The 25,452-nt window shown below is 64.1% G+C and carries 19 protein-coding genes; 10 read left to right on the top strand and 9 right to left on the bottom strand.

The annotated features are described in order from the left end of the window. Nucleotides 1–351: 351 nt before the first annotated feature. The 3 genes from ACQR3T_RS25695 to ACQR3T_RS25685 are packed head-to-tail and all read right to left on the bottom strand — an operon-like array spanning nucleotide 352 to nucleotide 2,566. Nucleotides 352–753 (bottom strand): RidA family protein, encoded by a 402-nt coding sequence (locus ACQR3T_RS25695; RefSeq protein WP_428695385.1) that lies wholly within the window; start codon nucleotides 751–753, stop codon nucleotides 352–354. Then, on the bottom strand, nucleotides 750–1,547 hold the full coding sequence (locus ACQR3T_RS25690) for an IclR family transcriptional regulator (protein WP_428695384.1): 798 nt from the start codon (nucleotides 1,545–1,547) through the stop codon (nucleotides 750–752). Before ACQR3T_RS25690 ends, ACQR3T_RS25695 begins: the two co-directional genes overlap by 4 nt. Further along, nucleotides 1,544–2,566 (bottom strand): sugar kinase, encoded by a 1,023-nt coding sequence (locus ACQR3T_RS25685; protein WP_428695383.1) that lies wholly within the window; start codon nucleotides 2,564–2,566, stop codon nucleotides 1,544–1,546. Before ACQR3T_RS25685 ends, ACQR3T_RS25690 begins: the two co-directional genes overlap by 4 nt. A gap of 85 nt (nucleotides 2,567–2,651) precedes the next feature. Between ACQR3T_RS25685 and ACQR3T_RS25680 the strand changes: the two genes are divergently transcribed. From ACQR3T_RS25680 to ACQR3T_RS25665, 4 genes are read left to right on the top strand one after another with little or no spacing between them, the layout of a single operon-like run. Then, nucleotides 2,652–3,974 carry an amino acid deaminase gene (locus tag ACQR3T_RS25680; protein WP_428695382.1) on the top strand — a complete coding sequence of 441 codons (1,323 nt, stop codon included), beginning with the start codon at nucleotides 2,652–2,654 and terminating at the stop codon, nucleotides 3,972–3,974. Nucleotides 3,975–3,988: 14 nt separating this feature from the next. Next, complete coding sequence (locus tag ACQR3T_RS25675) at nucleotides 3,989–5,602, top strand: N-acyl-D-amino-acid deacylase family protein (RefSeq protein ID WP_428695381.1); 1,614 nt, start codon at nucleotides 3,989–3,991, stop codon at nucleotides 5,600–5,602. Then, the gene (locus ACQR3T_RS25670) at nucleotides 5,599–6,237 is read left to right on the top strand and encodes a bifunctional 4-hydroxy-2-oxoglutarate aldolase/2-dehydro-3-deoxy-phosphogluconate aldolase (RefSeq protein ID WP_428695380.1); all 639 of its coding nucleotides are present in this window, start codon (nucleotides 5,599–5,601) and stop codon (nucleotides 6,235–6,237) included. Before ACQR3T_RS25675 ends, ACQR3T_RS25670 begins: the two co-directional genes overlap by 4 nt. Then, nucleotides 6,234–7,673, top strand: coding sequence for a GntP family permease (locus ACQR3T_RS25665; RefSeq protein ID WP_032379666.1), 1,440 nt, complete (start codon nucleotides 6,234–6,236; stop codon nucleotides 7,671–7,673). Before ACQR3T_RS25670 ends, ACQR3T_RS25665 begins: the two co-directional genes overlap by 4 nt. Nucleotides 7,674–7,737: 64 nt before the next feature. Here the strand turns inward: ACQR3T_RS25665 and ACQR3T_RS25660 are convergent, their stop codons facing one another. Together ACQR3T_RS25660 and ACQR3T_RS25655 are read right to left on the bottom strand one after the other, a co-directional pair. Next, nucleotides 7,738–8,847: a hypothetical protein gene (locus ACQR3T_RS25660; RefSeq protein ID WP_428695379.1), complete on the bottom strand. Its 1,110-nt coding sequence runs from the start codon at nucleotides 8,845–8,847 to the stop codon at nucleotides 7,738–7,740. 61 nt (nucleotides 8,848–8,908) lie between these two features. Beyond that, a complete protein-coding gene (locus ACQR3T_RS25655) occupies nucleotides 8,909–10,090 on the bottom strand; it encodes an NAD(P)/FAD-dependent oxidoreductase (protein WP_428695378.1) in 1,182 nt (393 codons plus the stop codon). Nucleotides 10,091–10,359: 269 nt separating this feature from the next. Here ACQR3T_RS25655 and ACQR3T_RS25650 point away from each other — a divergent pair, with 269 nt between their 5' ends. Together ACQR3T_RS25650 and ACQR3T_RS25645 are read left to right on the top strand one after the other, a co-directional pair. Then, nucleotides 10,360–10,629 carry a hypothetical protein gene (locus ACQR3T_RS25650; RefSeq protein WP_032379669.1) on the top strand — a complete coding sequence of 90 codons (270 nt, stop codon included), beginning with the start codon at nucleotides 10,360–10,362 and terminating at the stop codon, nucleotides 10,627–10,629. 176 nt (nucleotides 10,630–10,805) lie between these two features. Then, nucleotides 10,806–11,213 carry a VOC family protein gene (locus ACQR3T_RS25645; RefSeq protein ID WP_032379670.1) on the top strand — a complete coding sequence of 136 codons (408 nt, stop codon included), beginning with the start codon at nucleotides 10,806–10,808 and terminating at the stop codon, nucleotides 11,211–11,213. Nucleotides 11,214–11,224: 11 nt separating this feature from the next. On the opposite strand, the gene ACQR3T_RS25640 is transcribed toward ACQR3T_RS25645, so the two are convergent. After that, nucleotides 11,225–12,199, bottom strand: coding sequence for a sigma-70 family RNA polymerase sigma factor (locus ACQR3T_RS25640; protein ID WP_428695377.1), 975 nt, complete (start codon nucleotides 12,197–12,199; stop codon nucleotides 11,225–11,227). 91 nt (nucleotides 12,200–12,290) lie between these two features. Here ACQR3T_RS25640 and ACQR3T_RS25635 point away from each other — a divergent pair, with 91 nt between their 5' ends. The 4 genes from ACQR3T_RS25635 (at nucleotide 12,291) to ACQR3T_RS25620 (ending at nucleotide 16,927) form a co-directional block, all read left to right on the top strand. Then, nucleotides 12,291–13,271: a GTP pyrophosphokinase gene (locus ACQR3T_RS25635; RefSeq protein WP_032379672.1), complete on the top strand. Its 981-nt coding sequence runs from the start codon at nucleotides 12,291–12,293 to the stop codon at nucleotides 13,269–13,271. Nucleotides 13,272–13,321: 50 nt separating this feature from the next. After that, nucleotides 13,322–14,782 (top strand): DUF2079 domain-containing protein, encoded by a 1,461-nt coding sequence (locus tag ACQR3T_RS25630; RefSeq protein WP_428695376.1) that lies wholly within the window; start codon nucleotides 13,322–13,324, stop codon nucleotides 14,780–14,782. 37 nt (nucleotides 14,783–14,819) lie between these two features. Continuing rightward, nucleotides 14,820–16,025, top strand: coding sequence for a sulfite reductase subunit alpha (locus ACQR3T_RS25625; RefSeq protein WP_428695375.1), 1,206 nt, complete (start codon nucleotides 14,820–14,822; stop codon nucleotides 16,023–16,025). An 80-nt stretch (nucleotides 16,026–16,105) separates the two neighbouring features. Beyond that, nucleotides 16,106–16,927 (top strand): TY-Chap domain-containing protein, encoded by an 822-nt coding sequence (locus tag ACQR3T_RS25620; RefSeq protein ID WP_428695374.1) that lies wholly within the window; start codon nucleotides 16,106–16,108, stop codon nucleotides 16,925–16,927. Between the two features lie 6 nt (nucleotides 16,928–16,933). On the opposite strand, the gene recD is transcribed toward ACQR3T_RS25620, so the two are convergent. Genes recD through recC form a run of 3 tightly spaced genes read right to left on the bottom strand, consistent with a single transcriptional unit; the run spans nucleotide 16,934 to nucleotide 25,406 of the window. After that, nucleotides 16,934–18,796, bottom strand: a complete 1,863-nt coding sequence (gene recD, locus ACQR3T_RS25615; RefSeq protein WP_428695373.1) for an exodeoxyribonuclease V subunit alpha — start codon at nucleotides 18,794–18,796, stop codon at nucleotides 16,934–16,936. Continuing rightward, nucleotides 18,793–22,128, bottom strand: coding sequence for a UvrD-helicase domain-containing protein (locus ACQR3T_RS25610; RefSeq protein WP_428695372.1), 3,336 nt, complete (start codon nucleotides 22,126–22,128; stop codon nucleotides 18,793–18,795). The genes recD and ACQR3T_RS25610 overlap by 4 nt, the downstream gene beginning before the upstream one ends. Beyond that, the gene (recC, locus tag ACQR3T_RS25605; RefSeq protein ID WP_428695371.1) at nucleotides 22,125–25,406 is read right to left on the bottom strand and encodes an exodeoxyribonuclease V subunit gamma; all 3,282 of its coding nucleotides are present in this window, start codon (nucleotides 25,404–25,406) and stop codon (nucleotides 22,125–22,127) included. The genes ACQR3T_RS25610 and recC overlap by 4 nt, the downstream gene beginning before the upstream one ends. Nucleotides 25,407–25,452: the final 46 nt, after the last annotated feature.

Raw genomic sequence — 25,452 nt, 5'->3', positions numbered from 1 at the left:
GCGGATGATTGATACATCGAATGCTTTCACCAAACAAAAATTCGGCACTGACATTCATCGACACACTGTTGAGTTCTCAAAGAACACGCACACACCATTGCCACCGTTCACACGGTAACGCCGGGGCTTACACGCTCGAATTCCAGACATGGCTCATTACTTTCGAGCCTTGCCTGGGTTGTTCAGTGCATACTCCGTACAACCTCGTTGTCCCTGTCCGTGAAGACGGGGTCGGTGTCCGTGTCGCTCTGACTCGACAAAAGTTACGCGAAGACCAACACATACGCAAATCGCCTGGTCAGATGTAATTTCTGCGTGAACATCTGACCAGGCGACCCGGTAAGAGGTCCGTCAGACGATCGCAACGGCATCGATCTCGACCAACATCTCTTCCCTCGGCAGTCCCGTGAACACCGTCGTGCGGCTCGGCAGTACGTCGCCGGAGGTGTGTGCGGAGACAAAAGCGCCGTAAGCGTCGTTCATGATCGAGAAGTCCTCACGCTTGGTCAGGTACACGCGCAGCATCACGACGTCGTCGAACGTCGCACCGCCGGCCTCGACGATGGCTTTGACGTTTTCGAGAGTGCGAGTGGTCTGCGCAGCGACATCGCCTGGGTACAGGTATTCGCTGGTAGCAGGATCCACCGGGCCCTGCCCGGATACCTGCACGAACGGGCCCTTCCGTACTCCCTGGGAGAACGTGTGGGCGGGTGCCGGGGCACCTGCGGTGCGGATTTCGATCTTCTCGCTCATTTTTTTCCTTCCATCGGGCTCTTGCCGGTTGTCATACGGTTCTGGAGTTCCTGCGGCCGCCAGCCCAGCCCCTCGGAGATTGCAGCCGCGGTCCGCTGCACCTCGGGCAGCGTCTTCAGTACTTGTTCGTGGTCGAGCAGCATGTCGGGTACCGACATCGAGACTGCGGCCACGACGTCACCGGTTCCGTTGCGCACAGCGGAGCCGACGCAGTTGACGAACGACTCGTGCTCCTCGCGGTCCTCGGCAAATCCTTGCGCCAGGACGAGGTCCAGCTCACGCAGATATTGCTCCGCCGTTGTGATGGTTCGTTCGGTGAACGGCGTGTAGGTGATGCGGTGCGCAATCTGCTCACGCTCTACCCGTGGGCGCGCAGCGATCAAGATCTTCCCGACGGCTGTGCAGTGCAACGGCGCAGGCTTGCCGACCCGCGAATACATCCGCACGCTCTGTTTGGCGTCGAATTTGTCGATGTAGATCACCTCACCCGCTTCGTACGTCGCCAAGTGGATGGTCTGACCGGTGATCGTGTTGAGTTCCGCCAGGTGTGGCCGGGCGACGCTCCGTATGTCGCGCTGTTCCAGTGCGTGGTTGGCCAACTCGAAGAGTCTCGATCCGAGTTGATACCGGTGATCGGCATCGTGCTGAACGAATCGGTCGCTTTCCATGGTGCGAAGCAGCCGCAGCACGGTGGTCTTGTGCACGTCGAGAACCGTCGCCAGCTCGTCCAGCGATTTCGATCCGTCACCGAGCAAGCCGAGGATCGTCAGCGCCCGCGAGAGGCTTTGACTCACTGCGACACCTCCGAACAACGGGCGACAGTGGCCGCGTAGTCCAGCGTCGCCCATTCGGCGTCGTCGAGTTCGGCCAGTCGGATCAGCACGTCGAGAGGCAGTACAGACGCGATATCGCCGTGCCCGGTGAGCGCACCCGCCGCGCACAGGTGACCGAACCGAACACGCTCGACAGCACTCCTTCCGAGCAGCAATGCCGTCAAGTAGCCACCAGCGAAAGCATCTCCCGCACCGATCTTTTCGACCACATCGAGTTTCAAAGCCGGTACATCGACTCGAGCTGCGCCCTCGAACGCCGTCACTGTGTGCGCGTCGTTCTTGATCACCAACTGCTGCGGTTGCGGGAACATCCGACGCAACTCGGCCGGATCCGACGTCCCGAACACCAGCGCAGCTTCGTCGGATCCCATCGAGACCACATCGCTTCCGCGGACATGCTCGCCGAGTACGTCCGCAGCGGTGCCCGATCGCGACTTCCACAGCACCGGCCGATAGTTCAAGTCGAAGCTCACGGTGGTGGATCGGTCCATCAGCGCTCTGGTCAGTTCGGCCGCACTGTCCGAGATGGCCACTGTGATTCCCGTGAAATGAATCAGGTCGGCTCGGGACACCAGCGCCCAAGCCTCCTCGCCGATGTCGCTGGGCGACAGCGCGCTCGCGGCCGACCCGGCCCGAAAATAGGTCATCGCGCTGTCTCCGGACGCGAGGTCGTATCGGTCACCGGAACCCGCGCCGCGCTCTTTGATGTACATACCGGTGGGGCGCTCGTCGTCGATCGCCACACCCGAGGTGTCGACGCCCGCTTCCGCCAATTGCCGGACCAGGTACCGGCCGAATCCGTCGTTGCCCACCCGAGAGACCCACGCAGCGTCGACGCCCAACTGCCCGAACACCCTGGCGACGTTCGCTTCGGCACCGCCGGCCGTGCGATGAAACGTTTCCGAGCTCTCCAGCGGACCCGCTTCGGCAACCAGAACGACGAGGCCTTCACCTACACACACCGCTCGGGGTGTTTTCACGTCGATCTCCTCGAAGTCTTGCGGGAACGCTGCATGTCGTTGCAGACTACAAAGCATAAACATATTGCGCAACCAAAGTTGCATAATGTGCAACGCGACGAATATTTCAACAGGAGGAACGAACGTGATCGACACGGATGCTGTCGAGGAACTGAGTCGACGAACCCTCGGGCCCGAGCACAAATCGCTTCCCCCACGGTCGTGGGGCCATACTGTCGAGAGTTTTCTCGGCACGGCTCCCCGACTTTCCGAATTCACGACCCCGGTGCTCACCCTCGATCGTGCGCGTATGGCGTCGAACATCTCGGTCATGGCCGACTGGACGGCACGCGCGGGGGTGCTGCTCGCGCCCCACGGCAAGACGTCGATGGCCCCTCAACTGTGGAAACAGCAGCTCGATGCCGGAAGCTGGGCGATCACCCTCGCGACCGGGTGGCAAGTTCAGGTGGCACGCGCATTCGGGGTCGGACGCATCGTCCTCGCCAACGCCGAGATCGACCCCGTCGCGTTGACGTGGGTTGCCGCCGAACTGGATTCACATCCCACGTTCGAGTTCTACTGCTGGGCAGACAGTGTCGCGACGGTGCACGAGATGGACCGCATTCTGGCGACACAGGGGCAGCGCCCCATTCCGGTGATCGTCGAACTCGGTGGCCCGCACGGCCGAACCGGCGCACGCACGATCGAGGAAGCAGTGTCCGTTGCCCGTGCGATCGCGGCGTCGTCACGCCTGACCTTGGCCGGCGTCGGCGGTTACGAGGGAGCACTGAGCCACGACCGCTCCGAGGACGGCCTCGAGGCAGTCCGAACGTATCTCGACCAGGTCGCAGATCTCCATCGCGCACTCGACGCCGAGGGGCTGTACGGCGAGCACGCGGTGGTGACCGCGGGCGGCAGTGCCTATCAAGATCTCGTTGTCGAGCGATTGCATTCGCTCACCACGGAAGATGGGGTACGCACCGACGTGGTGCTTCGCTCGGGTGCCTACGTGGTGCACGACGACGGCTTCTACTCGCAGATTTCTCCGCTCACTCCCGCCCGCACCGACGCGCCACTGACGTCGGCGATGCACGGATGGGCGCGCGCCGTCTCCCGCCCCGAGCCAGGTCTCGCATTGCTCGACGCCGGTAAAAGGGACTTCCCCTTCGACGAGGGAATGCCCGTGCCGCAACACATCAGAGGGAACGAACTGCTCGACCCAGGAGCCGAGGTGACCGCTCTGAACGACCAACATGCGTTCCTACGACTACCGGCAGAAGACGCGGCGGCGCTGCCAGTGGGGTCGGTGGTTCGACTGGGTCTGTCACATCCCTGCACCGCATTCGACAAATGGCGTCTCGTTCCCGTGATCGACGACGCAGACAGCGACGATCCACGAGTGGTCGATCTCGTTCACACATTCTTCTAGAGAGCCGAAATCCTATGCCCAGTACTCTCTTTCGAGGTGCCGACGTCATCGACGGCACCGGATCGCCACGATTGCGGCGCGACGTCCTCGTGCGCGACGGTGTCATCGCGTCGATCGTCGAGCCCGGAGCTGTGCCCGGGGCCGAAAGAATCGTCGACGCCTCGCCCGGTCAGGTCCTCTCCCCCGGGTTCATCGATATGCACGCCCATTCCGATCTTCGACTGCTGACCGACCCCGATCATTTTCCGAAGATCAGTCAGGGCGTCACAACCGAGGTCATCGGGCAGGACGGCATCGCCTACGCCCCGATCGACGACGCCACACTCGACGTGGTGCGACGTCAGATCGCCGGATGGAACGGCAATCCCGTCGACCTCGACTTCTCGTGGCGGTCGGTCTCGGAGTACCTCGCGCGACTGGACCAGGGCATCACCCCGAACGCTGCGTATCTCGTCCCTCAAGGCACCTTGCGCTACCTCGCGGTGGGTGCGGACCAGCGACCGGCGACGCCGTCCGAGATCGCCCACATGCAGGAATTGTTGGCGCAGGGCCTGCAGGAGGGTGCCGTCGGGATGTCGAGCGGTTTGACCTACACGCCCGGAATGTACGCGGACACAAGCGAATTACGCGCACTGTGCGACGTCGTCGCCGAGTTCGGTGGGTTCTACGCGCCACATACCCGGTCGTACGGTGCCGGAGCGCTCGACGCTTACCAGGAAATGCTCGATCTCTCCCGGGATACGGGATGCGCGCTGCACCTGACGCACGCCACGATGAACTTCGGAGTCAATCGTGGAAGAGCACGTGAGTTCCTCGATCGCGTCGACTCCGCAATCGCCGACGGATGCGACGTCACCCTCGACACGTACCCGTACCTGCCTGGAGCCACCACACTGTCTGCGCTACTGCCGAGCTGGGCGATGTCCGGTGGCCCGGACCGAGCCCTGGAACGGCTCGACGATCCGGACATGCGGCGACGCATCGAGCGGGATGTCGACGTGAACGGCTCCGACGGTTGCCATGGAGTCACGGTCGAGTGGGACACGATCCAGCTCAGTGGTGTGGCCAATCCCGAACTCGATCGCTACGTCGGCCGCACGATGTCCGACATCGCCTCCGGCGAAGGACGCTCACCGGTGAACGTGTTCTTCGACTTCCTTCGCCGCGATGCGCTGGCCACCACCATTCTGCAGCACGTCGGGCACGAGGAGAACGTGCGCGAGATCATGGCGCATCCGCACCACATGGGTGGCAGCGACGCGATTCTGGTGGGCGAGAAACCGCACCCTCGGGCCTGGGGCACCTTCCCTCGCTACCTCGGACACTACGTACGCGACGAGCAACTTCTTTCGCTGGAGGACTGCATCAATCACTTGACCGGACGCCCGGCCGCTCGGCTACGGCTGCGCGGACGCGGCACGATTGCCGAAGGCCATGCAGCCGATCTCGTCCTGTTCGACCCGGCGACCGTGCGAGATACCGCCACCTTCGAGAACCCGAAACAACAAGCCGAGGGAATCAGCCACGTCATGGTGAACGGCGCTTTCGCCATCGACGATCGAAGCTCCACCCACTCACTGGCAGGCCACGCCCTGCGCATGGACGCGACCCGAAAGCAGACGTCATGAACGCATTGTCGGCAATTCTCGAGGACCGCGCACTGTCGGTGGTCCGTGCCCCGCGCATCTCCGATCCCGCGGCGCTGGCAGATGCGCTCGCGCGCGGGGGAATTCGCGCACTCGAGCTGACCTTCACCACACCGGGAGTTCTCGAATTGATCCGAGCCGCGTCCGATGCTGGCGCCGTCGTGGGGGCCGGTACCGTACTGACCGCCGATCAAGCGCGGACTGCGGTCGACGCCGGCGCGCGGTTCGTCGTCACGCCCGGGCTACGACCCGAGGTCGCCGCGGTAGTCACGGACGCAGGGATCCCGCTGATGATGGGCGCTCTCACTCCATCCGAGGTGATGACCGCCCTCGATCTCGGGGCGGACGTGGTCAAAGTCTTTCCAGCACGGACTGTCGGGCCGGCGTATTTCAAGGATCTGCTCGGTCCATTTCCGGACGTCCAACTCGTTCCGTCCGGCGGCGTGAACGCAGGCAATGCCGCCCAGTTCCTCGCGGCCGGTGCCGTGGCCGTGACCGCAGGCACCGATGTGGTTCCACCGGCATCGGTCGCCGATGCCCAGTGGGACGACATCACTGCTCGAGCCCAAGCGTTCGTGGCAGCTATCAGCGCATACATCAAGGAAGGCTCGTCATGAATTCTGTGGTCGACTGGCTCAGAACCTCCACACCAGGTCTACTCGTACTGTGCGGCATCGCAATTGCCGTGCTACTGGTAGTCATCATCAAGGTCAAGCTCGAACCGTTCATCGCTCTCCTCATCGTCGGTCTCGGGCTGGCCCTCGCCGCTGGTCTGCCCGTCAACGAGATAGTCGGCACCGCGATCAAGAGCAACGAGTCATTGCTCGAAACCGGCTTCGGTGGAATTCTCGGACACATCGCGGTCATCATCGGATTGGGTACCGTGCTCGGCGCGATCCTCGAAAAGTCCGGTGGCGCACAGGCATTGACCGCAAAGCTCCTGGGGGTGTTCGGAGAACGCGGTGCACCCATAGCAATGGGCCTGTTGGGCTTGATCTTCGGCATTCCGGTGTTCTTCGACATCGGCATTTTCGTGCTGGCTCCGCTGGTCTACGTGGCGGCACGCCAGGGCGGAAAGTCGCTGGTCCTCTACGCGCTGCCGATGCTGGCAGGTCTGTCCATGACGCACGCATTCCTACCGCCGCATCCCGGGCCGGTTGCCCTCGGCGGCTTGCTCGAAGTGAACTTGGGATGGCTTATCCTGTTCGGGTTCATCTGCGGCATTCCCGGTTTCATCGCCGCGGGCCTGGTGTGGGGTAATTGGATCGGCAAGCGAATCATCGTCGACGTTCCCGAGGACTTCATCAACGACGGAGACGACACGACCGCAGATGGCGGTGGCGCCGGCACGGTAGCAACGAAGCGTCCGGTGATCACGACACCGCCGTCGGTGGGAACCATCGGTGCAATTATCGCCGTTCCTCTCGTCTTGATCCTCGGTGCCACGTTCGGCAGCATCCTGCTCGATCCGGGCAACCTACTCGAAGTACTGACGTTCTTCGGCACCCCGGCCGTCGCGCTGCTCATCGCAGTCCTGATCGCGTTCTACGTGCTGGGCATTCGACGCGGGTCCACGGTCCAGGAACTCAGCAAGCTGACCGGAGAGTCGCTTCGTCCGGTGGGCATGCTGCTCCTGGTAGTCGGCGCAGGCGCGTTCTTCGGAAAGGTCATCTCCGCCACGGGTATCGGCACGGCCCTGGCCGACACCATGGCGGCCGCAGGTCTTCCCATCATCGTGTTGGCGTACATCATTAGCTGTGCGCTCAGGGTCGCGCAGGGGTCGGCAACCGTGGCCATCGTGACCACCGGCGGCATCGTCGGACCATTGGTGGCAGCCCAGGATTACTCCGCCCCGGCCGTTGCGCTGATCGCCATGTCCATCGCGGCGGGCTCGATCATCGCCAGCCACGTCAACGACGGCGGTTTCTGGATCATCTCGAAATTCTTCAATCTCACCGTCAAGCAGACACTGCAGACGTGGACGGTCCTCGAGACGATCCTGTCCGTGGTCAGCTTCGCCGTCGCGGGAATCCTCTTCGCGATCATCGCCTAGAGCCAGTGGCGCGGTTGTGTGCCCTGGGCGGCACCTAATCGCGCCACTGAGCCTCCGGCGGCACTCAATCGCGCCACTGTGTCCGAACCTGATCACCGACGAAATGTGTGTTCTCGGCCGACATTTCCCGGCTACCCGATCGGCCCACCAGATCGTCGATCCGATCGTCCAGACTATGGGCACGGGTCATCGCGTCGGACGTTCGAGCCTCGCTTTCGGACGACTCGACCAGATTTGCCAGGCGGACCAGCGCAGCTACCCGACCGGTCAACTGCGTCCACACCACTTCCAGTGCGCCACGCCGTGATTCGACCTGAGCGGCGGTCTCCTCGTCGACCATCGTCTCACCGATCCGGTTCAACTCGGTCGCTACCGTGCGCAGGGAGTTGGCGTCGACCGAGATCTCGGTGAGCTCGACGAACAGGTCGAGTTGATTGCGCTGAATCTCGAAGTACGTGGACTGCCATGCCGGCGATCGGCGCACTCGGTCGAACGATGTTCCCGCCAGAAAGAGCAGAGTGTCGTATCGATCGACGAACCGATCGTCCTTGCGATCGACGAACTGATCGACCACGCCGGTTGCCCATTCGACCCGGTCACCCACAGGAGTTCGGCGCGCAAGCATGCTCATGCGATCCGTGGCCGCGTCCACCAACGACAGGCCGCGCTCCGCAACCGGACCGAACCGGCGTGGTGCAGGCGTCCTCATCAGTGCGTCGAAGACCGAATCCCGTTGATCGAGATCGAGATGCAGACCTTCTCGACGCTCCTTCCGTGCCGCACGCACCCCGGTGGCGTAGTGCCGATTAGACATCACCACCGTGGTGCGCTGATGGTTGATGCGTTTGGTCAGTTCGGCGACCCGCAATCGATACACGAGTGCCGATCCGGGCTTGCTCGTCGTGTCCTTGGCGAGCCATCGATCGCGCTCGTCGACAAGATTTCGCAAGGTGCCGAACCCCCCGATCGACGGCAGTGCGCGGCCGGAATGCCATCGATTGATCAGCACTGCGCGCGTGGGCTCGTCCACCCGCCCGGCCGCGACAGCGATGGCGGCCGCGTCGGACAGCGGCTCGGAATGTCCGGGCAAGCGGCAGTCGGCACAGCGGCTGTGAACTTCGTCGTCGAGTCGGGCGCGCTGCTCGGCCGACCCACTGCCATCGAACTCGGACATCGTCTCTCCTAGGTCACGCCCAACCGTCGCTGGTCCGCTCGTTTTCGAGTGTTCCAGAAATTCAGATCAGCCCGCGGAGCGATTGCTCGGTCTGCGGCTTCTTGTCCGCGAGAAGCGTGCGCGCCACATCGAGACCTTCCCAGACGTTCCACATCAGCACACCGCGAACGACGGCCTCGTCGTCGAGGTAGTACACAACGCCTTCCTTGCCGACCGACTTCCAATCCTCGACGGTGCTCAACGACGTGGACAGCGTGCCGATGGCCTGGTACCCGTCGTCGTAGACATCGGAGTAGAAGTACGGGGTGTAGGAGTACGGCTCGGCCGCCCCGGCCATGTTGCGTCCGGCGGCCTTGCCCATCTCCGTGGCGTTGTCCACGTGCTCGACGCGTCGACGGCCGAGAATGGCGTCGGGATAGTTCGCCACATCACCGGCCGCGTAGACGTAATCGTCCTCGGTCCTCAAGAATTCGTCGACCACGATGCCGTCGTCCACCGACAGTCCGGCAGCGTCGGCCAGTTCGGTGCTGGGCCGCACACCGAGACCGAACACGACGCCGTCCGCTTCGAGTGCGGAACCGTCGTCGAGTTGCAGTTGGACGCGGGCCGACGCCTCGGCACCGGAGGTCACTTTCGTTCCTCGGCGCACGGTGACTCCGTGATCGGCGAATCCCTTGTCGAAAACGGCAGCCAGGCTCGGCGGGAACATGTGCGCGCCGACTACGGCGTCGGATGTCACGAGAGTGACCTTCACGCCCTGGAGAGAAAGGGCAGAAGCGATCTCGGTGCCGATGTATCCGCCACCGACCACGGCGATGTGATCGGCGGTCTTCGTCAATTCACGCAGTGCCCGGTAGTCGGCGAAGGTGCGGAAGTACACCACCCGCGGACTGGGCGCGAGCTCGATTCGCAACGGTTCGGCTCCCGTTGCCACGAGCAGAGTCCCGTACTCGTAGCGTTCTCCCTGGTCCGTCGTCACCGAGGAACTCGACCGGTCGATCGAGGCCACCCGCGTTCCGGTGTGCACCTGCGCGTCGGTGTCGGAGGCAGTGTCGAGCGGAACCTGATCCCGACCGAAGTCCGAGTCGGTCCACAGCTTCTTCGACAGCGCGGGCCGGGTGTACGGCTCGTCGGAATCGGCCCCGAGAATGCCGATGGAGCCGGTGGTGTCGCGCTCGCGGATCCCGCGAGCCGCACTGTCGGCAACCATTCCCCCGCCGATGATCAGGTAGTCGTACTGCATCGTTCACTCCTCGATGTCGACATGATTCGACAGCCGGGTTACCCGAATCGGCGCAGTCACAATCCCGCTGACGGACCCGTGGGAAGACCTGCAGGTCGGGGGAACCGACCGGACTGTATCGAGCATCACACCCTCGAGAGGTTGGCCCAGGCCGGTCGAGTGGGCATCTTGGACTGGGCGACGAAACATCGTTTTAACTCGAGTCGGGCTGTAACGGTTCCGTTCGGCAGAACGACTCACACCTCAGGACGCGAACAAAAGGAGACGATGTGACTGTTCAGATCGATTCGCTGGCAATTGGCACCGACACCGCCGACATTGCGACAACCGACGTCGACCAGCTCTTCGACGAAGTGTCAACGCTCGACGCCACCATCCTCGACGCCATCGAGCGTCGCACGCGCATGGCGCGCACCCTCGCTGCGGCGACTTCCGACACCACAACGTCGGATTCCGTTGCCGATGCTTACCTCGATCTCGGCAACGACGGCCACGTGTTCTCACGGATGCTGTCCCGTCTTGCACAGATGACGCGGTAGTTCTTCACACTCCCCCTTTCAGCTTCGCTGTCCGCGACCCCGTCGAGCATCGCTCGGCGGGGTCGCGTCGTGTCTGCAGGTGTGCGCCGGTGACTTTTGGCACCGACTGCTGTCAGTAGAAGCAAGACCGTTGTTCGACGGTCGCACGCAGCTGTTCCCACAGAGAAGGTGTACCCATGTCCCGTATGCTGTTCGCCAACATGCCCGTTCGCGACGTCGTCGCCACCCGTTCGTTCTTCGAGGGACTCGGGTTCGCTTTCAACGACGTTTTCAGCGACGAGAACACCGCCTCCATGATCGTCAGCGACCAAGCGACGGTGATGTTTCTGGCCACATCGCGTTTCGAGGACTTCATCTCCGATTCGATCTGCGACACGAGCTCGGCTCGCGAGGTCCTGATGTGCATCTCCGCCGACAGCCGAGACGAAGTGGATTCGCTCACCGACGCAGCGATCGCTGCGGGCGGGTCCAAGTGGATGGAGCCCCAGGATCATGGATTCATGTACGGCCGAGCGTTCCGTGATCTCGACAACCACGTCTGGGAAGTGATGTGGATGGACCCGTCGGCGGTTCCCCAGAGCTGAGCGGCAGTCGTTCAGAGGCGGTCGGGCAGGCCGAATCGATCGAACAGAGTCAGATCGAAGAAGCAGGCCACGTGCCCGACCCCTCTGGCGTCGACATCGAGAACGTGCAGCTGGAACGGCCGGTGCACACCGTCCTCACCCAGCATGTACAGCCCGTACGCGGGTTGGCCGTTGGCACGGGTAGGCCTCATCCGCATGTCGCCCGCGCCGTTGGCCGGGCAATTGTTTCGGATGAGTGATCCGATCGTCTCGGCACCCTGGTACCACCCGACGAACGGCGGCATCTCCCACACCGCATCCGAGGTGAACAGAGTCACCAAGCGGTCGATGTCGTAGTTCTCGAAACACTCCACATACTGCGTCAGCAGTTCTTGCAGCTCGTCGGATCCGATGGGCTCGACATCGTCGAGTTCGGGCGCAATCTCGTCGAGGCGCTCCCTGGCTCGCTGCAGCAAGCTGTTGACTGCGGTCGTCGTCGTGGCGAGAACCTCGGCGACTTCCGACGCCTTCCACTGCAACACCTCGCGCATCAACAAGACCGCCCGCTGCCGGGGAGACAGATGTTGCAGGGACGCCACCAAGGCGAGGCGCACCGATTCACGCGCCACCACGATGGAGGCGGGATCACTCGAGTCGGCCAGATCCGAATCGGCGATCGGTTCGAGCCATGGAACCTCGTTGTTCTGTACGAGTTCTTCGGTAGGGCCAGAACTCGGTGCCCCCAAGCCGGTCGGGAGCGGACGCTTCGACCGACCGTCGAGAGCAGTGAGACAGGTGTTGGTGGCGATTCGATACAGCCAGGTGCGCAGCGACGAGCGCCCCTCGTATTTCGCGTACCCCCGCCACGCGCGAATGTACGTTTCCTGCAACAGATCCTCGGCGTCGTGAATCGATCCGGTCATGCGGTAGCAGTGCGCGAGCAGCTCGCGACGGAACGGATCGAACTGCGCGAGGAAGTCGTCCTGCTGCACGGAGGCCACGGTCATGCGGCACAGCCTAGACCGGAGGCAGACGCCTCACAGCTCGAATGCGCGCCACGTAGAGGTTTGCCCACATATCTGGGTTAACCTCGGCATCGTGACATCGGCAACGAGCATCGACGACTTGGTCGAGGAGCTGTACCTGCAGCGCCGCCGGGCGTGGGAAGCCGCTCTCGTCACCGCGCAGAACTTCCTCGAAACCATCGCCGACGAAATACTCGAAGACGTCGATCGAGATCGACTGAACGCGCAGACGGCGCGCATCAAGGACCCGGGACGATCCGCAGACAAATTGCGCCGCTATCTCTCCGAGGGCCGGATCACCGAACCGACCGACGCGGACGCCGTTGCCGAAGCCCTTCCCGATCTGGTCGGCGTCAAGGTGTTGTGCAAGACCCCGCGCGATCAACTGACGTTCGTCGCAGCGCTCGAGCGTGCGTGCAACGACCCGGAATGCTCGGTGCGGTTTGCGCAACCACCCACCGATTACGTCGCCTTTCCCAAGCCCAGTGGCTACCGCGCCTACCACGCAGTGCTGGTCGTTCGAGTTGCCACGCATCAGGGCGACCTCGATGTGAAAGTAGAAGTACAGGTCAAGACACGCCTGCAGGACGCGTGGGGCGAGCTGACTCACGAAGACATGTACAAGCCGGGCGAGGCTCTCAAGCCCACCAAGAAGCACACCGACTACGCCGCGCACATGGCTCACCTGCTCGACCAGGTGGATGCAATGGCCGACGATCTCGCGGCACAGCTCGATTCACTGACCGCCGCATCGAAGGACGGCAACGTCCTCGCGGCCGACCCCATCCCGAAGGATCCGGATTTCATTCGTGCCCGGGTCACCCGCACCGGTCCCCGGTACGCCCTCGCAGTCGGTCCGGACGGACGCCGAGGGCTGGTACCCGCTCGTTCGGTGAAAGCCGTCATCGGCTCGACCGACAGAATTGCCGTCGACGATTATCTGGAGGTGGGCGACTACATCGATGTGGTCGTCGAGGATTCCGAGGACGCTCTCTACTACCACCTAACCTCACAGCCGCCGCGTCGCAAACCCGCGAAGAAGCGTAAGCGCTGACCTGCGGTTCTCAGGAACATCTCACGTCCGTGCTGTAGACATCGGTCCTCGTGACCACTATCGAGAAATCCACGGTTGTCACCGACATCGACACCGCACCCCTCGACTGGCGTACGAGGATCCGTACTGCAGAGACGATCGTGCCGACTCTCGCGTTCGTCGTCCTGGCACCGCTGTACGCGACGATGTCCGTGCTCGGCCATCGGCAACTCCGCACGTCCGGATTCGACCTGGGGATATTCGTCCAACAGGTCGCGTCGTACTCGCAGTTTCGTGCACCGACCTCCGATCTTCTGGGTACCGGCTACAACACGCTCGGTGATCACTTCTCGCCCATCACCGCACTGCTGGGACCCGTCTATCGGGTGTTCCCACACGCCGAGACGTTGCTGATCGCCCAAGCCGTGTTGTTCGCGTTGGCCGTGATCCCCATCAGCAGGCTGGCGACACAGAAGTTCGGGGCGGCCACCGGTGCCGTGATCGCGGCGGCGTTCGGACTGTCCTGGGGCGTTCAAGCGGCGCTGAATTTCGACTTCCACGAAGTGGCGTTCGCGATGCCGCTGCTGGCGATGTCGATGGTCGCCCTCGTTCGTCAGCGTTGGCTGCCCGCTCTGGCCTGGGCTCTGCCGCTGGTCTTCGTCAAAGAGGACATGGGTCTGACGGTCGTCGTGATCGGCGCACTGGTGGCGCTGTGGGCCGGCGGACGAACCCGAATCCTCGGGATACTGACAGCCGTATGGGGCCTGACCTGGGTGATTCTCGCCGTCAAGGTGATCATCCCGATGCTCAGCTCCGACAACTCGTACGACCAGGGCTCGAAGCTGCCCCCGCTGGGTGAAGGCATCGCGGACACCGCACACGGCCTGGTTGCAGGCGATTCTCGGGCGGCCACAGCCTTTCTGCTGCTCGCGGTCACCGGATTCTTCGCCCTGCGCTCGCCGCTCCTGCTGATCGCCCTCCCGACGGTCGCATGGCGCTTTCTCAGCGACAACACCAACTTCTGGAAGCCGATCTACCACTACAACGCAATCCTGATGGTGATCGTGTTCATCGCTCTGCTCGACGCGTTCGCACGCAGTCACCGACACGGTCAGCTCACCGAACGCGGTCGTCATCACATCGTCGCGTTCGTGGCCGTCTTCGCAGTCGTGGCGTTGCCGTTCCTACCGATGGCGCGCATGGTGCAAGCACAGGAATGGACGATCGATCCGCAGGCCGCGACCGCCCGGGAAATCTCGGAGTGGGTTCCCGCCGATGACCAGGTTGCAGCGTCGAACAACCTCGTTGCCCAACTCGTCGCCGATCACGACGTCTCGGTCTTTCCCCAACGCGCCACAGATTCGACCGTCCCGGACTGGATCGTCGTCAATCGAGCGCGGCCTGCCGGCTGGCCGACCGACGGGGCCGGTGACCGTCAGGCGATCGATCGAGCGCTGTCCGACGGGTACGAGGTCGCCTACTCGGCCGACGGAATCGAGGTCCTGCACCGCAGTTCGAGCGGTCCCCACTAGGGTTTCAGAAGGTTCGACCCTCCACCCGTCACAGACCGTGACGACGGCAATTGCAAGGCAGGTACAGGACATCGACGCTGCAACCGGCGATCTCGGCACCACCAAGGCCGCGCCCAAGCGATCACCGTGGAATCGGAAGAATCCCTATCGCGCACAGATTCTGAGTAATCGACGCCTGTCCGGTCCCGCGTCGGCGAAGGAAGTTCGGCACTTCGCGATCGCGCTGGGCGACAGCGGTATCGCCTACCAGGCCGGGGATGGTTTCGCCGTCAAACCCGTCAACGACGCAGCACTCGTCGCGGCCGTCGTCGACCGGCTCGGAGTGCCCGCCGACACCGCCGTGCACACCAAGTCCGGTGAGATCACGCTCGCACAGGCGCTGACGACGGAATACGAAATCGGTATCCCGTCCATGGACCTGATCGAGGCCGTGGCCGAACACGCCGGCGACGCAGAACTCGATCACGTCCTGCAGAACGGCGACCGAGCATCGTTCGACGCCTGGACGTGGGGACGTGACGTCGTGGACGTTCTCGATCTCGACCGGTCGCCTGCCTTCGATCCCGCCGAATTCCTCGGCTTGCTGCGTCCACTGCAGCATCGCGTCTACTCGATCTCGTCGTCACCGATCGCCCACGAAGGCACCGTGCATCTGACGGTGTCCACCGTCCGATACCGGTCGGCCGAGCGCGACCGCGGCGGCGTCTGTTCGACGTACCTCGCCGATCGAGTCGGCGACGGGAACGAGGCAGGTGTGTTCCTGTCGGCCAACAAGTCGTTCCGCCTGCCCGATGACGACACCCCGATCATCATGATCGGGCCGGGAACCGGAGTGGCACCGTTTCGAGCATTTCTGCACGAGCGGCGCGCGCGAGGTGCCGCGGGAGACAACTGGCTGTTCTTCGGGGATCAGCATCGGTCGAGTGATTTCCTGTACGAGGACGAGCTCGTCGAGTTCGAGCGCGACGGTCTGCTGAATCGACTGGATGTGGCGTTCTCCCGCGATCAGCACGAGAAGATCTACGTGCAGCACCGGATGATCGAGGCAGGCAAGCAGCTGTACGGCTGGCTGGAGGCAGGTGCGCATCTCTACGTGTGCGGCGACGCGGCCCGTATGTCGAAGGGCGTCGACGAAGCACTGCACGAGATCGTCGCCGAGCACGGCGGCCGCTCCCCCGACGCCGCCGAGGACTACGTCAACGAACTCAAGCAAACCAAGCGTTATCTGCGGGACGTCTACTGACACCCGCGTTCTTGTCGGACCCCCTCGCTACCGTCTGAACCCACAGGCATCAGTTCTCGTCCGAGAAGAGGGTTTGCACCGTGAACGCACTGCAGAACGGCCATTTCGACTCCACTACCGCGCTCGCGTGGGCCACGTTCACCGAGAATCTGCACGCATGCCTTCGGTCCCTGCCCAGACGTGACTACGTCACGGTCACGGCCGCTCAGGCCAGCCCCGGCGAACGTGGTTTGCGGCCGTACATCGATGTGGCGGCGACGGACACCGGAGTCCTGGTCACCGTAGCGGCGATTCCTTCGCTGCTCTACCCGGATGCCCCGGAGACGTCGGCCATGGACGTGCAGTTGGTCGAGTTCGGATGGCTGAACCGCGGCAAGCCGATCGCCGACGGATCGGTCATCGATTTCACGCGAACCGACTCAGGAGCCGATGCCGCGCTCGTTGCCGAGATGATCACGCTTGCGTTCCGCGAGATCTGGAACGTTCCGCACCCCTCGTTCCTCAGTGTCTGGGGCGTCGCAGCCGATGGCGTGTCATCTGGGCCGAGGGACCTGCAGCGGGGGCTCGTCGCCTCTGCGGCCGAGACCGCCACGTCGGCCGACTCTTCCGAGACGCCCTCCGAGATTCCTGCCGAGCTGGGCTCGCTGCAGGCGCTGTGTCAGTTGACAGGTCGTCGAGTCGACCCACACGCCGTTCGATCCGTCTGCGTCGACAGTGACCTCGACGATCTGAAGGCTCGTGCCGTGGCCCTCCATCGCTCGGCTGCCACGCAGGCCCGGGGGTCGGCCGGCGCGGGTCGAGACGACTCGGTGGCTGTGTGGTCCAGCCTGGCTCGCACCTGGCTTTCGGTCGCACGAAGCATCGATGCCGCGATGAACGAGGCCCGGCACGCGTGCCGCTGACCGGAGCTACAGGATCGTTCGTCGCAGACCGCTCGCCCGTAACACCTGACGCTCGACGCCCGCGCGAATGGCATCCTCGGTGCCGATCACCCGCACGTGCGATCGTGCGCGAGTGATTGCGGTGTAGAGCAACTCTCGGGTCAGCAGCGTCGATGCCTCGGCGGGGAGAAGAACCGATACGGTGTCGTACTGACTGCCCTGACTGCGGTGGATCGTCATCGCGTACACCGTGTGAACCGACGAGAGCACGTTCGGGTGGATCAGCACATGGCCGCGCCCGCGGGCAAAGGCTGCCATCGGGGTTCCGTTGTCTCCCAACACCACAACGCCGGTGTCGCCGTTGTATATCCGCGCTTCGTGATCGTTTGCCGTCACCAACAGTGGCTGACCGGGGTACCACAGTGACGGATCGAGAAACGTTCCGCTGTGCTCTCCCACCCACTCCATCGCCTGCCGATCCCATCGCGCGACACCCCATCGGCCCTCGCGGTGCGCGCACAGCAGGCGATGCTTCTCCAGACCCAGAAGCGCCGCGGACGCATCTCCAGCTGCTGCGGCGGCGGTGACGTCGGCTGCGGTGTCGATCACGTCGGAACGCAGCGCATCCACGTCGTCGGGGCCATGAAAGGAAATTTCTTTCGCGCCGGACTCGAGCAGCGCCATCACGTCGTCGCCCCGGCCGTCGCGCACGGCCACAGCCAACTGGGCGATTGCCCCGCCGAACCGTCTGCCTCGACTGAGCCGCACGACGCCGCCGCGCAATCGGTCTCGCTCGAACGGGCTCAGGGCGGCCTCGGCCGGATCCTCGGCTGCGGCGAAATCGTCGTCGACGAGCTGCGCCAGCACCGGGTTCTCGGTGCCGGTGACCGGCCGCGCCACGAGGTCCGCCAACACCGCGCCTGCGTCGACGGACGTCAACTGGTCCGGGTCACCGACCAGGATCAAGCGTGATTCGGGGCGGACGGCTTCGAGCAGCCGGCACATCATCGTCAGTGACACCATCGAGGTTTCGTCCACGACGATGACGTCGTAGGGCAGGCGGTTCTCCCCGTCGTGGCGAAACCTCGTCTTGCTGCCGGGCTTCCAGCCCAGAAGCCGGTGCAAGGTCATCGCCTTCAGATCTACCGGCAGTCCGAGGAGCCCCGCTTGTTCGGACACCGACTCCTGCAATCGGGCTGCGGCCTTGCCGGTGGGTGCCGCCAACCCGATTCGCAGATCGCTTCCGTGTTCCCGGACGAGCAACGCCAGAATCCGAGCCACCGTGTGGGTCTTACCGGTTCCCGGCCCGCCTGCGATGACCGTGGTCCATTGGGTCGCCGCGAGGGCTGCCGCTATCCGCTGACGATCGGGAGCAACAGTGGGCGCACCCGATTCGTCGACGAACAGCTCGGTCAGAGCACGGCTGATCTCGGCGGCATCGGACCGCGGGTGAGACTGAGATCGCTGCTCGAGAACGTCACGAACTGTGCTCTCCTGCAGATGATATCGATCCAAGTACAGGAGTTCACCCTCATCGGTGTGAACGAGTTTCAGCGGCGTCAACGGTCCGTTTGCACTGCCGACGACGAGGGGGCTGGCCGACAGTGCGCCGAGGACCTCGACGAGGTCGGGCCACGGAAGCGCTCCTGGATCGACGTCGGATTCCTCGTCGACCGTCACATCTTGCAGTCGTCGCAGATCGAGGCACACCGATCCCGATCGCACGGCACGCACCGTCAGCGCAGCGGCCAAGAGCACATGCTCCGACGACTCCCCGGCAAGCGCGCCCAGACGTAATGCCACGTGCACATCGGCGGCGGTGAGTACACCTGCATCGTTGAACGTACGCAGAAGGCCGCTGCCGCGCAGTGCGGTGGTCACGCTCGTCATCGATTCGCCTTTCCGGCAAGCAGATCCGAGAGCTCGACCACCAGCGCTGCGGACGGATTCCAGTCGAACACCCCGCACCCGGCAGGTGTCTGCGGTCCCACCATGCCCCGCACGAACAGGTACCGAACTCCGCCGAGGTGTTCCTGCGGGTCGTATCCCTGTTGACGCCACCGCAGATATCGATGCAGCGCAACGGCATACAGAATTGCCTGCAGCGGATAGTGCGAGCGCATCATCTCTCCAGCCATCTTCTCTCGGGTGAAGTTGCCTGTCGTCAGATCACCTCGGGCGAGCCGGTTGGTCTTGTAGTCCACCACCACGTAGCGCGGTCCGGGCACTCGTAGAACCGAGTCGATACTTCCGGTGAGAAAGCCGCGCAGGGGTGTTTCCTCGATACCGTCCAGCAGATCGGGGTAGGACGCTAGCGGGTCGCCGACATCGAGGTGCCGACGCATCAGCCGCGCAACGGATTTCAGGGCGACCGTCGCTGCCACCGGATCGTCACCTCCGGCCAACGGAAGCTCGAAGTCCAGCTCTGCCAGATGGTCGGAAGGCGCGATGTCGGCAAGCGTCCCGAAGCCCAACGGCGTGTGCATCACCGGCAGAAGGGCTGCGGCCAACGCCACTGGATCGACCTCGGCCATGCGCGAGGCGACCGCTGCACTGCAGCGAAGTTCGAGCTCGGCGAGCAAGTCGGGAGCGGAGGTATCGACGTGTTCGAGCGCCTCGTGCACGAGCGTTCCGAATGCGGCGCCGGCGGGCATGCTGTTCATCGGCGACTCGATTCCCTCCAACCTGGAATCTTCTGTGTAGTCACTGTTCGACTGAGGTTCCGCCGGCTCGTCGGTCTTCTCGGGATGCTCGGCCTCGCTTGTCACCCCCACCTCCGGCTGAACGTGCGCCGCGTCGTGGGCATGAGCTGTCAACGCGGAGTACGACGTTCGACGCCACAACAGGTCAAGAGTCCGATCGAACCGCGCGGCGGCAATGTCGAGCAACGGTTCCCCGGGTCTGACCCAATGCCGCGTGGACGGTGCACCCGGTCCCACCGGTTCGATGGAGATGATGTCGGCAGCGGACCCGACCCAGGATTGAAGCCGGTTCGCGGTGGTTGCATCGTCGAGGACCTTGTACGACGGCTCCGGTTGGGGAATCCCGGGGATGCGGCCGAACAGCATGCGATGCAGCGACGACGTTGCGGTATTGCGGCCCGGTGCCCACCACAGCACTATCTGGCTCTCCGCTCGGGTCAGGCCGACGTAGAGCAACCGCAGTTCCTCGCCTGCTTCCTCCTGGTCGTTGATCATCTTCCTGGCCGCGTAGCCCACTCCCGACGGTCCACCGACGTCTCGAATCCGGTCGCCGTTCTCGTGCAGCAGCAGCGTCGACGGCTTGCTGAAGAACAACGTGTCCCAGGCATACGGCAGGTAGACGACGGGGAATTCGAGCCCCTTACTGCCGTGTGTCGTCATGATTTGCACTGCGGCGGAATCGCTGTCGAGTCGTCGGCTGCGGTCGCTTGATCCACCGGCTGCCGGTTCCTTGATGCGGTCGGTCAGCCAGCGAGTGAGCGCGGTGATGCCGAACGACTCGGATACTGCTGCGCGATTGAGCAATTGGGCAATATGCCGCAGATCGGTCATGGTCCGTTCGCCCGCGTCGACTGCGAGCAAACGGGCGTCGAGTCCGGACTGGGCCGACACTCGCTCGAATACTGCAGCGAACCCTGCCTCGTCGAAGAGTATCGAATATTCACGCAGTCGACTGCTGACCTGCGACAGAGCATCCTCGGCTCCGGAGTCGAGCTGAGCGGCAGTCCAGCCGAGCAAAGGGGTAAGGGCGGCAAGTCGAACGCGGTCGGTGCGATGCGGTTGCTCGATCGCCTGCAGCAGCCACAACCAGTGTCGGGCACTCTCGGTGCCGAACACGCTGGTGCTGCTCGACACGACCGACGGGACGCCGACTGCGTCCAGCGCGTCTCGAATCAGCGCCACCTGCTTGGTAGTTCGCGTCAGCACGGCGACGTCTCGCGGTTCGATCGCCCGAGGTCCGTCCGGTCGGTCGATCGTGGCACGGCTGGACAGCAGCTCGACGATGTCTGCCGCGACGTCGGCCGCGACCTTGGAGCGGAGTCGATCGACTGCCGGAAACCCCTGTCGCAGGGGACCTGCACCGGTTCGCGGAAGGTAGCGCAGCCGCAGCGGGGTGTGTCCGGTCATCCGCGTCGGTGGGTTTCGGGCTTCGACACGGTGAACCACGATGTCGTCGTGTCCGAGGGCTGCGCCACCGTACAGATGGTGCAGCGCATCGAGTAACTCGGAATCGCTGCGCCAGTTGGCAGTGAGCTCGTACAGGTGGTCTGCCGATTCCACCGCATCGAGGTAACTGAGCACCTCTGCCCCGCGGAATGCGTAGATCGCCTGCTTCGGATCGCCGACGAGAATCAGGGTCGTCGATCCGTGAAACGCCCGTCGCAGAATGTCCCACTGCATCGGGTCCGTGTCCTGGAACTCGTCGATCAGCACCACTCGGAACCGGTCTCGTACTCGCGCACAGGCGGCCTCACCGTGCACGGGATCGGACAACACCGAATGCAGGAGTCCGAGTAGATCGTTGTAGTCACGCACCCCGAGCAGCCGTTTGCGACGTTCCAGTTCCCGCCGCGCTTCTCGGGCGAACTGCACGCGGAGCGCCGGCTCGCGGTTACCGTGGTCCCCGTCGAGATTTTCTGTGTCGGGGTACAGAATCGACTGCTGGTCGCCCACGGCCGCCAAGGCCAACTGGTGCGCATCCCGCCTACTGAATGCAGGCGCTTCGTCGTCGCCACTGAACATCTGCAGGTACAGGTCGTCCACGACCTGCTCGAGTAGATCGGACACGGATTCGACGAATGTCGATTCCGGTTCGCGCTCCCCCGCGATTCCGAGCCCGTCCAGCATGCGCTGACAGAAGCTGTGGGTGGTGACGATGGTCCCGGCATCGAAGTCCGACAGTGCCTTTCGCAGTCTTCTGCGACGGCGTTCCACCTCGGCGTCCTCGGCCGATGCCAGGAACGACACCAATGGATCTCGTTCTGCACGAGCAGCTTCCGGGTCTGCAAGGTGCTGCGCGATGGAGGCGAATCTGCTGCGAGTGCGATCGCGGAGTTCCTGGGTTGCGGCCCGGCTGAACGTCACCAGAAGCAGGTCGGAAATTTCGGCGATGCCCTCGGCGACGTAGCGCGCGGCCAGTCCGACGATCGCGTAGGTCTTGCCGGTACCGGCGCTGGCTTCGAGCACGGTGGTTCCGGTAGGCATCGGTCCGAGCAGATCGAATCCGTGCGGGGTGGTCATGCGTTCCCCATGTTCTCGGCGGTCAGCAACGGGTCCCACAGTGTGCGGGCGAGGACGCCGAAGCGGCTCGTCTCGTTGGACGGGTCGGTTTCGTCGGCCAGCGGGGTCGCGGCCAGCAGTGTCTGGAACGACAGGGTCGGACCGTGCACGTACCGCAACGAGCGATCGTTTCCGTCGCCGAAGTCTCCTCTCCATGCCCAGCTGGCGGAGTCGTAACCGTCCTCGATGGATCCGCCGCCGAACCGCTTCTCCGCGTACGCCGATGCAGTGCCGGTCGATATCGGCAGCGGCGACGCCAATCCGCGATCACGCAGATCCACCAGTTCACGCAGGGTGGCAATGGGACTGCGCGGTGCCGTCAGTCGCGATCGACGAGGGGGCCGCATACCGCTCGCCCGCCCGATGGTGACGGCGCTCCACTCCCCCGGCTCGGATGCGGCCACCGCCAGCAACCGCACCCACGCGGCCAGTCGATGCTTTGCGGCGAGGCGAGAATAGGACGAACGCGCCAGAACACGGCCATGAATTCCGGTGACGGTTCCGGTCAGGCGTCGTCCGTCGCCGAGATCGACCGAAACATCCGTGGTGTCGGCCGGGCCTTCGTGGAACGGCGCGGCCGCGTCGGCGATGATTCCGACGATCTGCCGGATGTCGGACATCTCGCGTCGGCCCTGATGAAACGGCGGAAGGGTTCCGCGGCGCCATTCGGCGTCGGCGAATTCTCCGATGTCTCCGCCCGCGAGCACCGCGGCAAGCATCCGATCGCCGATGTTCCACCGGGACAACGGGTCCAACTCGATGTCGAGACTGTCTGCCAGGTCGTCCTCGAGCTCGGGAACACGAAATCCGAGCCGCTGCCGGAGAAACGCCTGCACCGGGTTCTCGACGAAGGCGATCACGTCGGCGAGTTCCACATCGCCTCGATCGGCAGGCGGGAGCGCTGCGGGCAGGAACGGAGGCACGGGCTGGGGCGCACGTTGCTGCGAGACCGCTCCGGCCAACGCGACGGTGTCGAAACTGAACGGACGTTCGGCCTCGAAGTTGTGAGGATCGAACGGCTGCAGCGGATGCCGATGTTCGACGCTTCGACCCGCGGTCACCTCGAGCACGTCCATGAGCTCGCGCAGCGGAATCGCGGGCGGCTTGACCGACCCGTCGACCGGGTCTGCACCGGTGTAGAACAGCAGGAGCTTCTCCTCGGCCGACATCACCGCGTCGAGCAGCAGTTGCCGATCCTCACTGCGAATGTCTCGTTCGCCGAGCGCCGGGTCGCGGGCCAGGATGTCATCTCCGTCGATGCTTCCCACTCGCGGGAACACCTCGTCGTCGAGCCCGAGGAGCACCACCACTCGGTGCGGTACCGATCGCATCGGAACCATGGTGCACACGGTCAGCTCGCCGGTGCGGAAGTTCGCTCTCGTGGGTCGTCCGGCCAGTCTCCTGGCCAGCATGGCGCGCACGTCCGCCAGTCGCAGCTCCACCGACCCGCCGTGTTCCGTGGCGTCGGCGATCTCGCGGTGTGCTTGTGCCAGTTGCCATTCGTCGGCAGTAGGCACGTCGGCGAGCAGATCGAGTGCGCGGCCCAGTTGCCGCGTCCACTCGGTCACCGACGCCGGACCGGCAAGAGCTCGCAGTACCGAGGCGAGCCGATCGACCAGCTCGGCGAAACGGCCGGCGAGGGCGATGTCGTTGCTGTCGACGTCGTCGAGAGGAAGCGCAAGGTCGAGGTACGCGTTGTGGGTCTCGTCGGCCGCCACGCCCAGGAGGATTCGGTCGAGGGCAGATTTGAACGTGTTCTGTCGAAAACCGTTCAGACCGAACGCTTCTCGCTGTCTCACGGTCAAACCCCACCGGGCACCGGACGTCGTCACCCATTCGCGGAGTCGCTCGAGATCGTCGTCGGTGAGCGAGAACTTCTCTCGGACCGGACCGCTGGCAGCGAAGTCGAGCAGCTCGCTCGCCGTCACCCGGCCTTCGGCGAAGTCCAGAACAGTCGCGATGACGTCGAGCACGGGGTTGGTGCGGCGCAAACCCCGGTCGGCGAGCCGCACACGCAGGCGGTGTCCTGGATGCACCAGCGCAGCCTGCCCGAAGTTTGCGCGAATCAACGGCGCGTAGGTCTCGACGTCCGGGCACATCACCAGCACGTCCCGCGGTTCGAGCGTGGGGTCGCCGGCGAAGAGATGCAGAAGCGACTCACGCAGAACTTCGACCTGCCGGGCGGGTCCGTGACATGCGTGAATCTGCACCGTGTCATCCGTCGTCGTCACGTGGTCGTCGGATTCCATTGCGGCAGTGGGTGAGACGTCGGCAGCGATGTCCGATTGGATCCGGCCTAGCAGGGTGTTCGCGATCTCGGGGCCCTCGTGGTGGACGGAGTGCGCCGCGACCGATCCGGTGGTGGCCTGCAGTTCCCGGACGTCGCGAGACAGACTGGCCAACAGCGGATGCTCGACGGCAAGGGCCGTCGCGTCGTCTCGTCGCCGCGTCACCGCAGGAATGTTCATCAGGGCGGTCCACATGGACGGGCTGGGATGCGGAACCCAGATGTGTACCTCGCGGTGCTCCGAGAGCGCACCCAGTATGTCGAGTTGATCGGTCGTCAATCGCGTGGGACCGAAGACCGACAACCGACTCGGTAGGTCCACCGAGTCCGGTGTATCCCGTAGCCGAGCGCACGTCTCGGGCAGCCGCTCGGCGGGGCTGGGACTGCCGATCCGCTCCCGCACCAGTTTCCACACTCGCGGTTGCCACTGCAGGTCGTCGTCGAGATCGCCGCCGAGGCCGTCGGTGAATCGTCCGGCGAACCAATCACGAATCATCCGAGGTCGTTGAGAACCGTACGCACGGAACAGCTCTGCCACATGAGATGCCGTCGACCAACGCCGCCCTACACGGTGGTCCTCGGACCCCGCCCCCAGATGCTCGAACAGCACCGCCGCCCACGGTTCGGTGCGGCACTCGTCGATGACGCTCAGAGCAGTCCAGAGCACTCGGCCCATTGCCCACGGATCGTCGTCCGGGTCGATGTCGTCGACCGCGCCGACCGCGCGTGAGACCAGCCTTGCCGGGCTCGGAAAATCGATGTTCGCGGCGATGCCGTCACCGTCCGGACTGCCCAAGGTGCTCGAGAGTCGTTGAGTGAGCCACCGCTCGACGCCCTTGGCCGGAACCGACACGATCTCGGGGGTGAAGCAGTCGTCCAACGGCACGGACAGGACATCGGCGAGCGCGTCGGCAAGGGTTCCTGCGCGCTCGGCGCGGTGGAGCGTCAACACCGTTGCGATCCCCTGCCTGCTCGTAGCCGAGAGCCCGAATTCGGAC

Source organism: Rhodococcus sp. IEGM1428, from assembly GCF_050321865.1.
Classification (GTDB): domain Bacteria; phylum Actinomycetota; class Actinomycetes; order Mycobacteriales; family Mycobacteriaceae; genus Rhodococcoides.
Note: the sequence above shows the minus strand (reverse complement) of the source record. Positions and strands in the feature narration are given on the sequence as shown.

Coding starts and splice junctions, on each gene's coding strand:
- ACQR3T_RS25610 (WP_428695372.1), bottom strand. CDS start 22,128: ATGACCACCCCGCACGGATTCGATCTGCTCGGACCGATGCCTACCGGA.
- ACQR3T_RS25655 (WP_428695378.1), bottom strand. CDS start 10,090: ATGCAGTACGACTACCTGATCATCGGCGGGGGAATGGTTGCCGACAGT.
- ACQR3T_RS25665 (WP_032379666.1), top strand. CDS start 6,234: ATGAATTCTGTGGTCGACTGGCTCAGAACCTCCACACCAGGTCTACTC.
- ACQR3T_RS25645 (WP_032379670.1), top strand. CDS start 10,806: ATGTCCCGTATGCTGTTCGCCAACATGCCCGTTCGCGACGTCGTCGCC.
- ACQR3T_RS25680 (WP_428695382.1), top strand. CDS start 2,652: ATGTGCAACGCGACGAATATTTCAACAGGAGGAACGAACGTGATCGAC.
- ACQR3T_RS25660 (WP_428695379.1), bottom strand. CDS start 8,847: ATGTCCGAGTTCGATGGCAGTGGGTCGGCCGAGCAGCGCGCCCGACTC.
- ACQR3T_RS25640 (WP_428695377.1), bottom strand. CDS start 12,199: ATGACCGTGGCCTCCGTGCAGCAGGACGACTTCCTCGCGCAGTTCGAT.
- recD (WP_428695373.1), bottom strand. CDS start 18,796: ATGACGAGCGTGACCACCGCACTGCGCGGCAGCGGCCTTCTGCGTACG.
- ACQR3T_RS25675 (WP_428695381.1), top strand. CDS start 3,989: ATGCCCAGTACTCTCTTTCGAGGTGCCGACGTCATCGACGGCACCGGA.
- ACQR3T_RS25670 (WP_428695380.1), top strand. CDS start 5,599: ATGAACGCATTGTCGGCAATTCTCGAGGACCGCGCACTGTCGGTGGTC.
- ACQR3T_RS25695 (WP_428695385.1), bottom strand. CDS start 753: ATGAGCGAGAAGATCGAAATCCGCACCGCAGGTGCCCCGGCACCCGCC.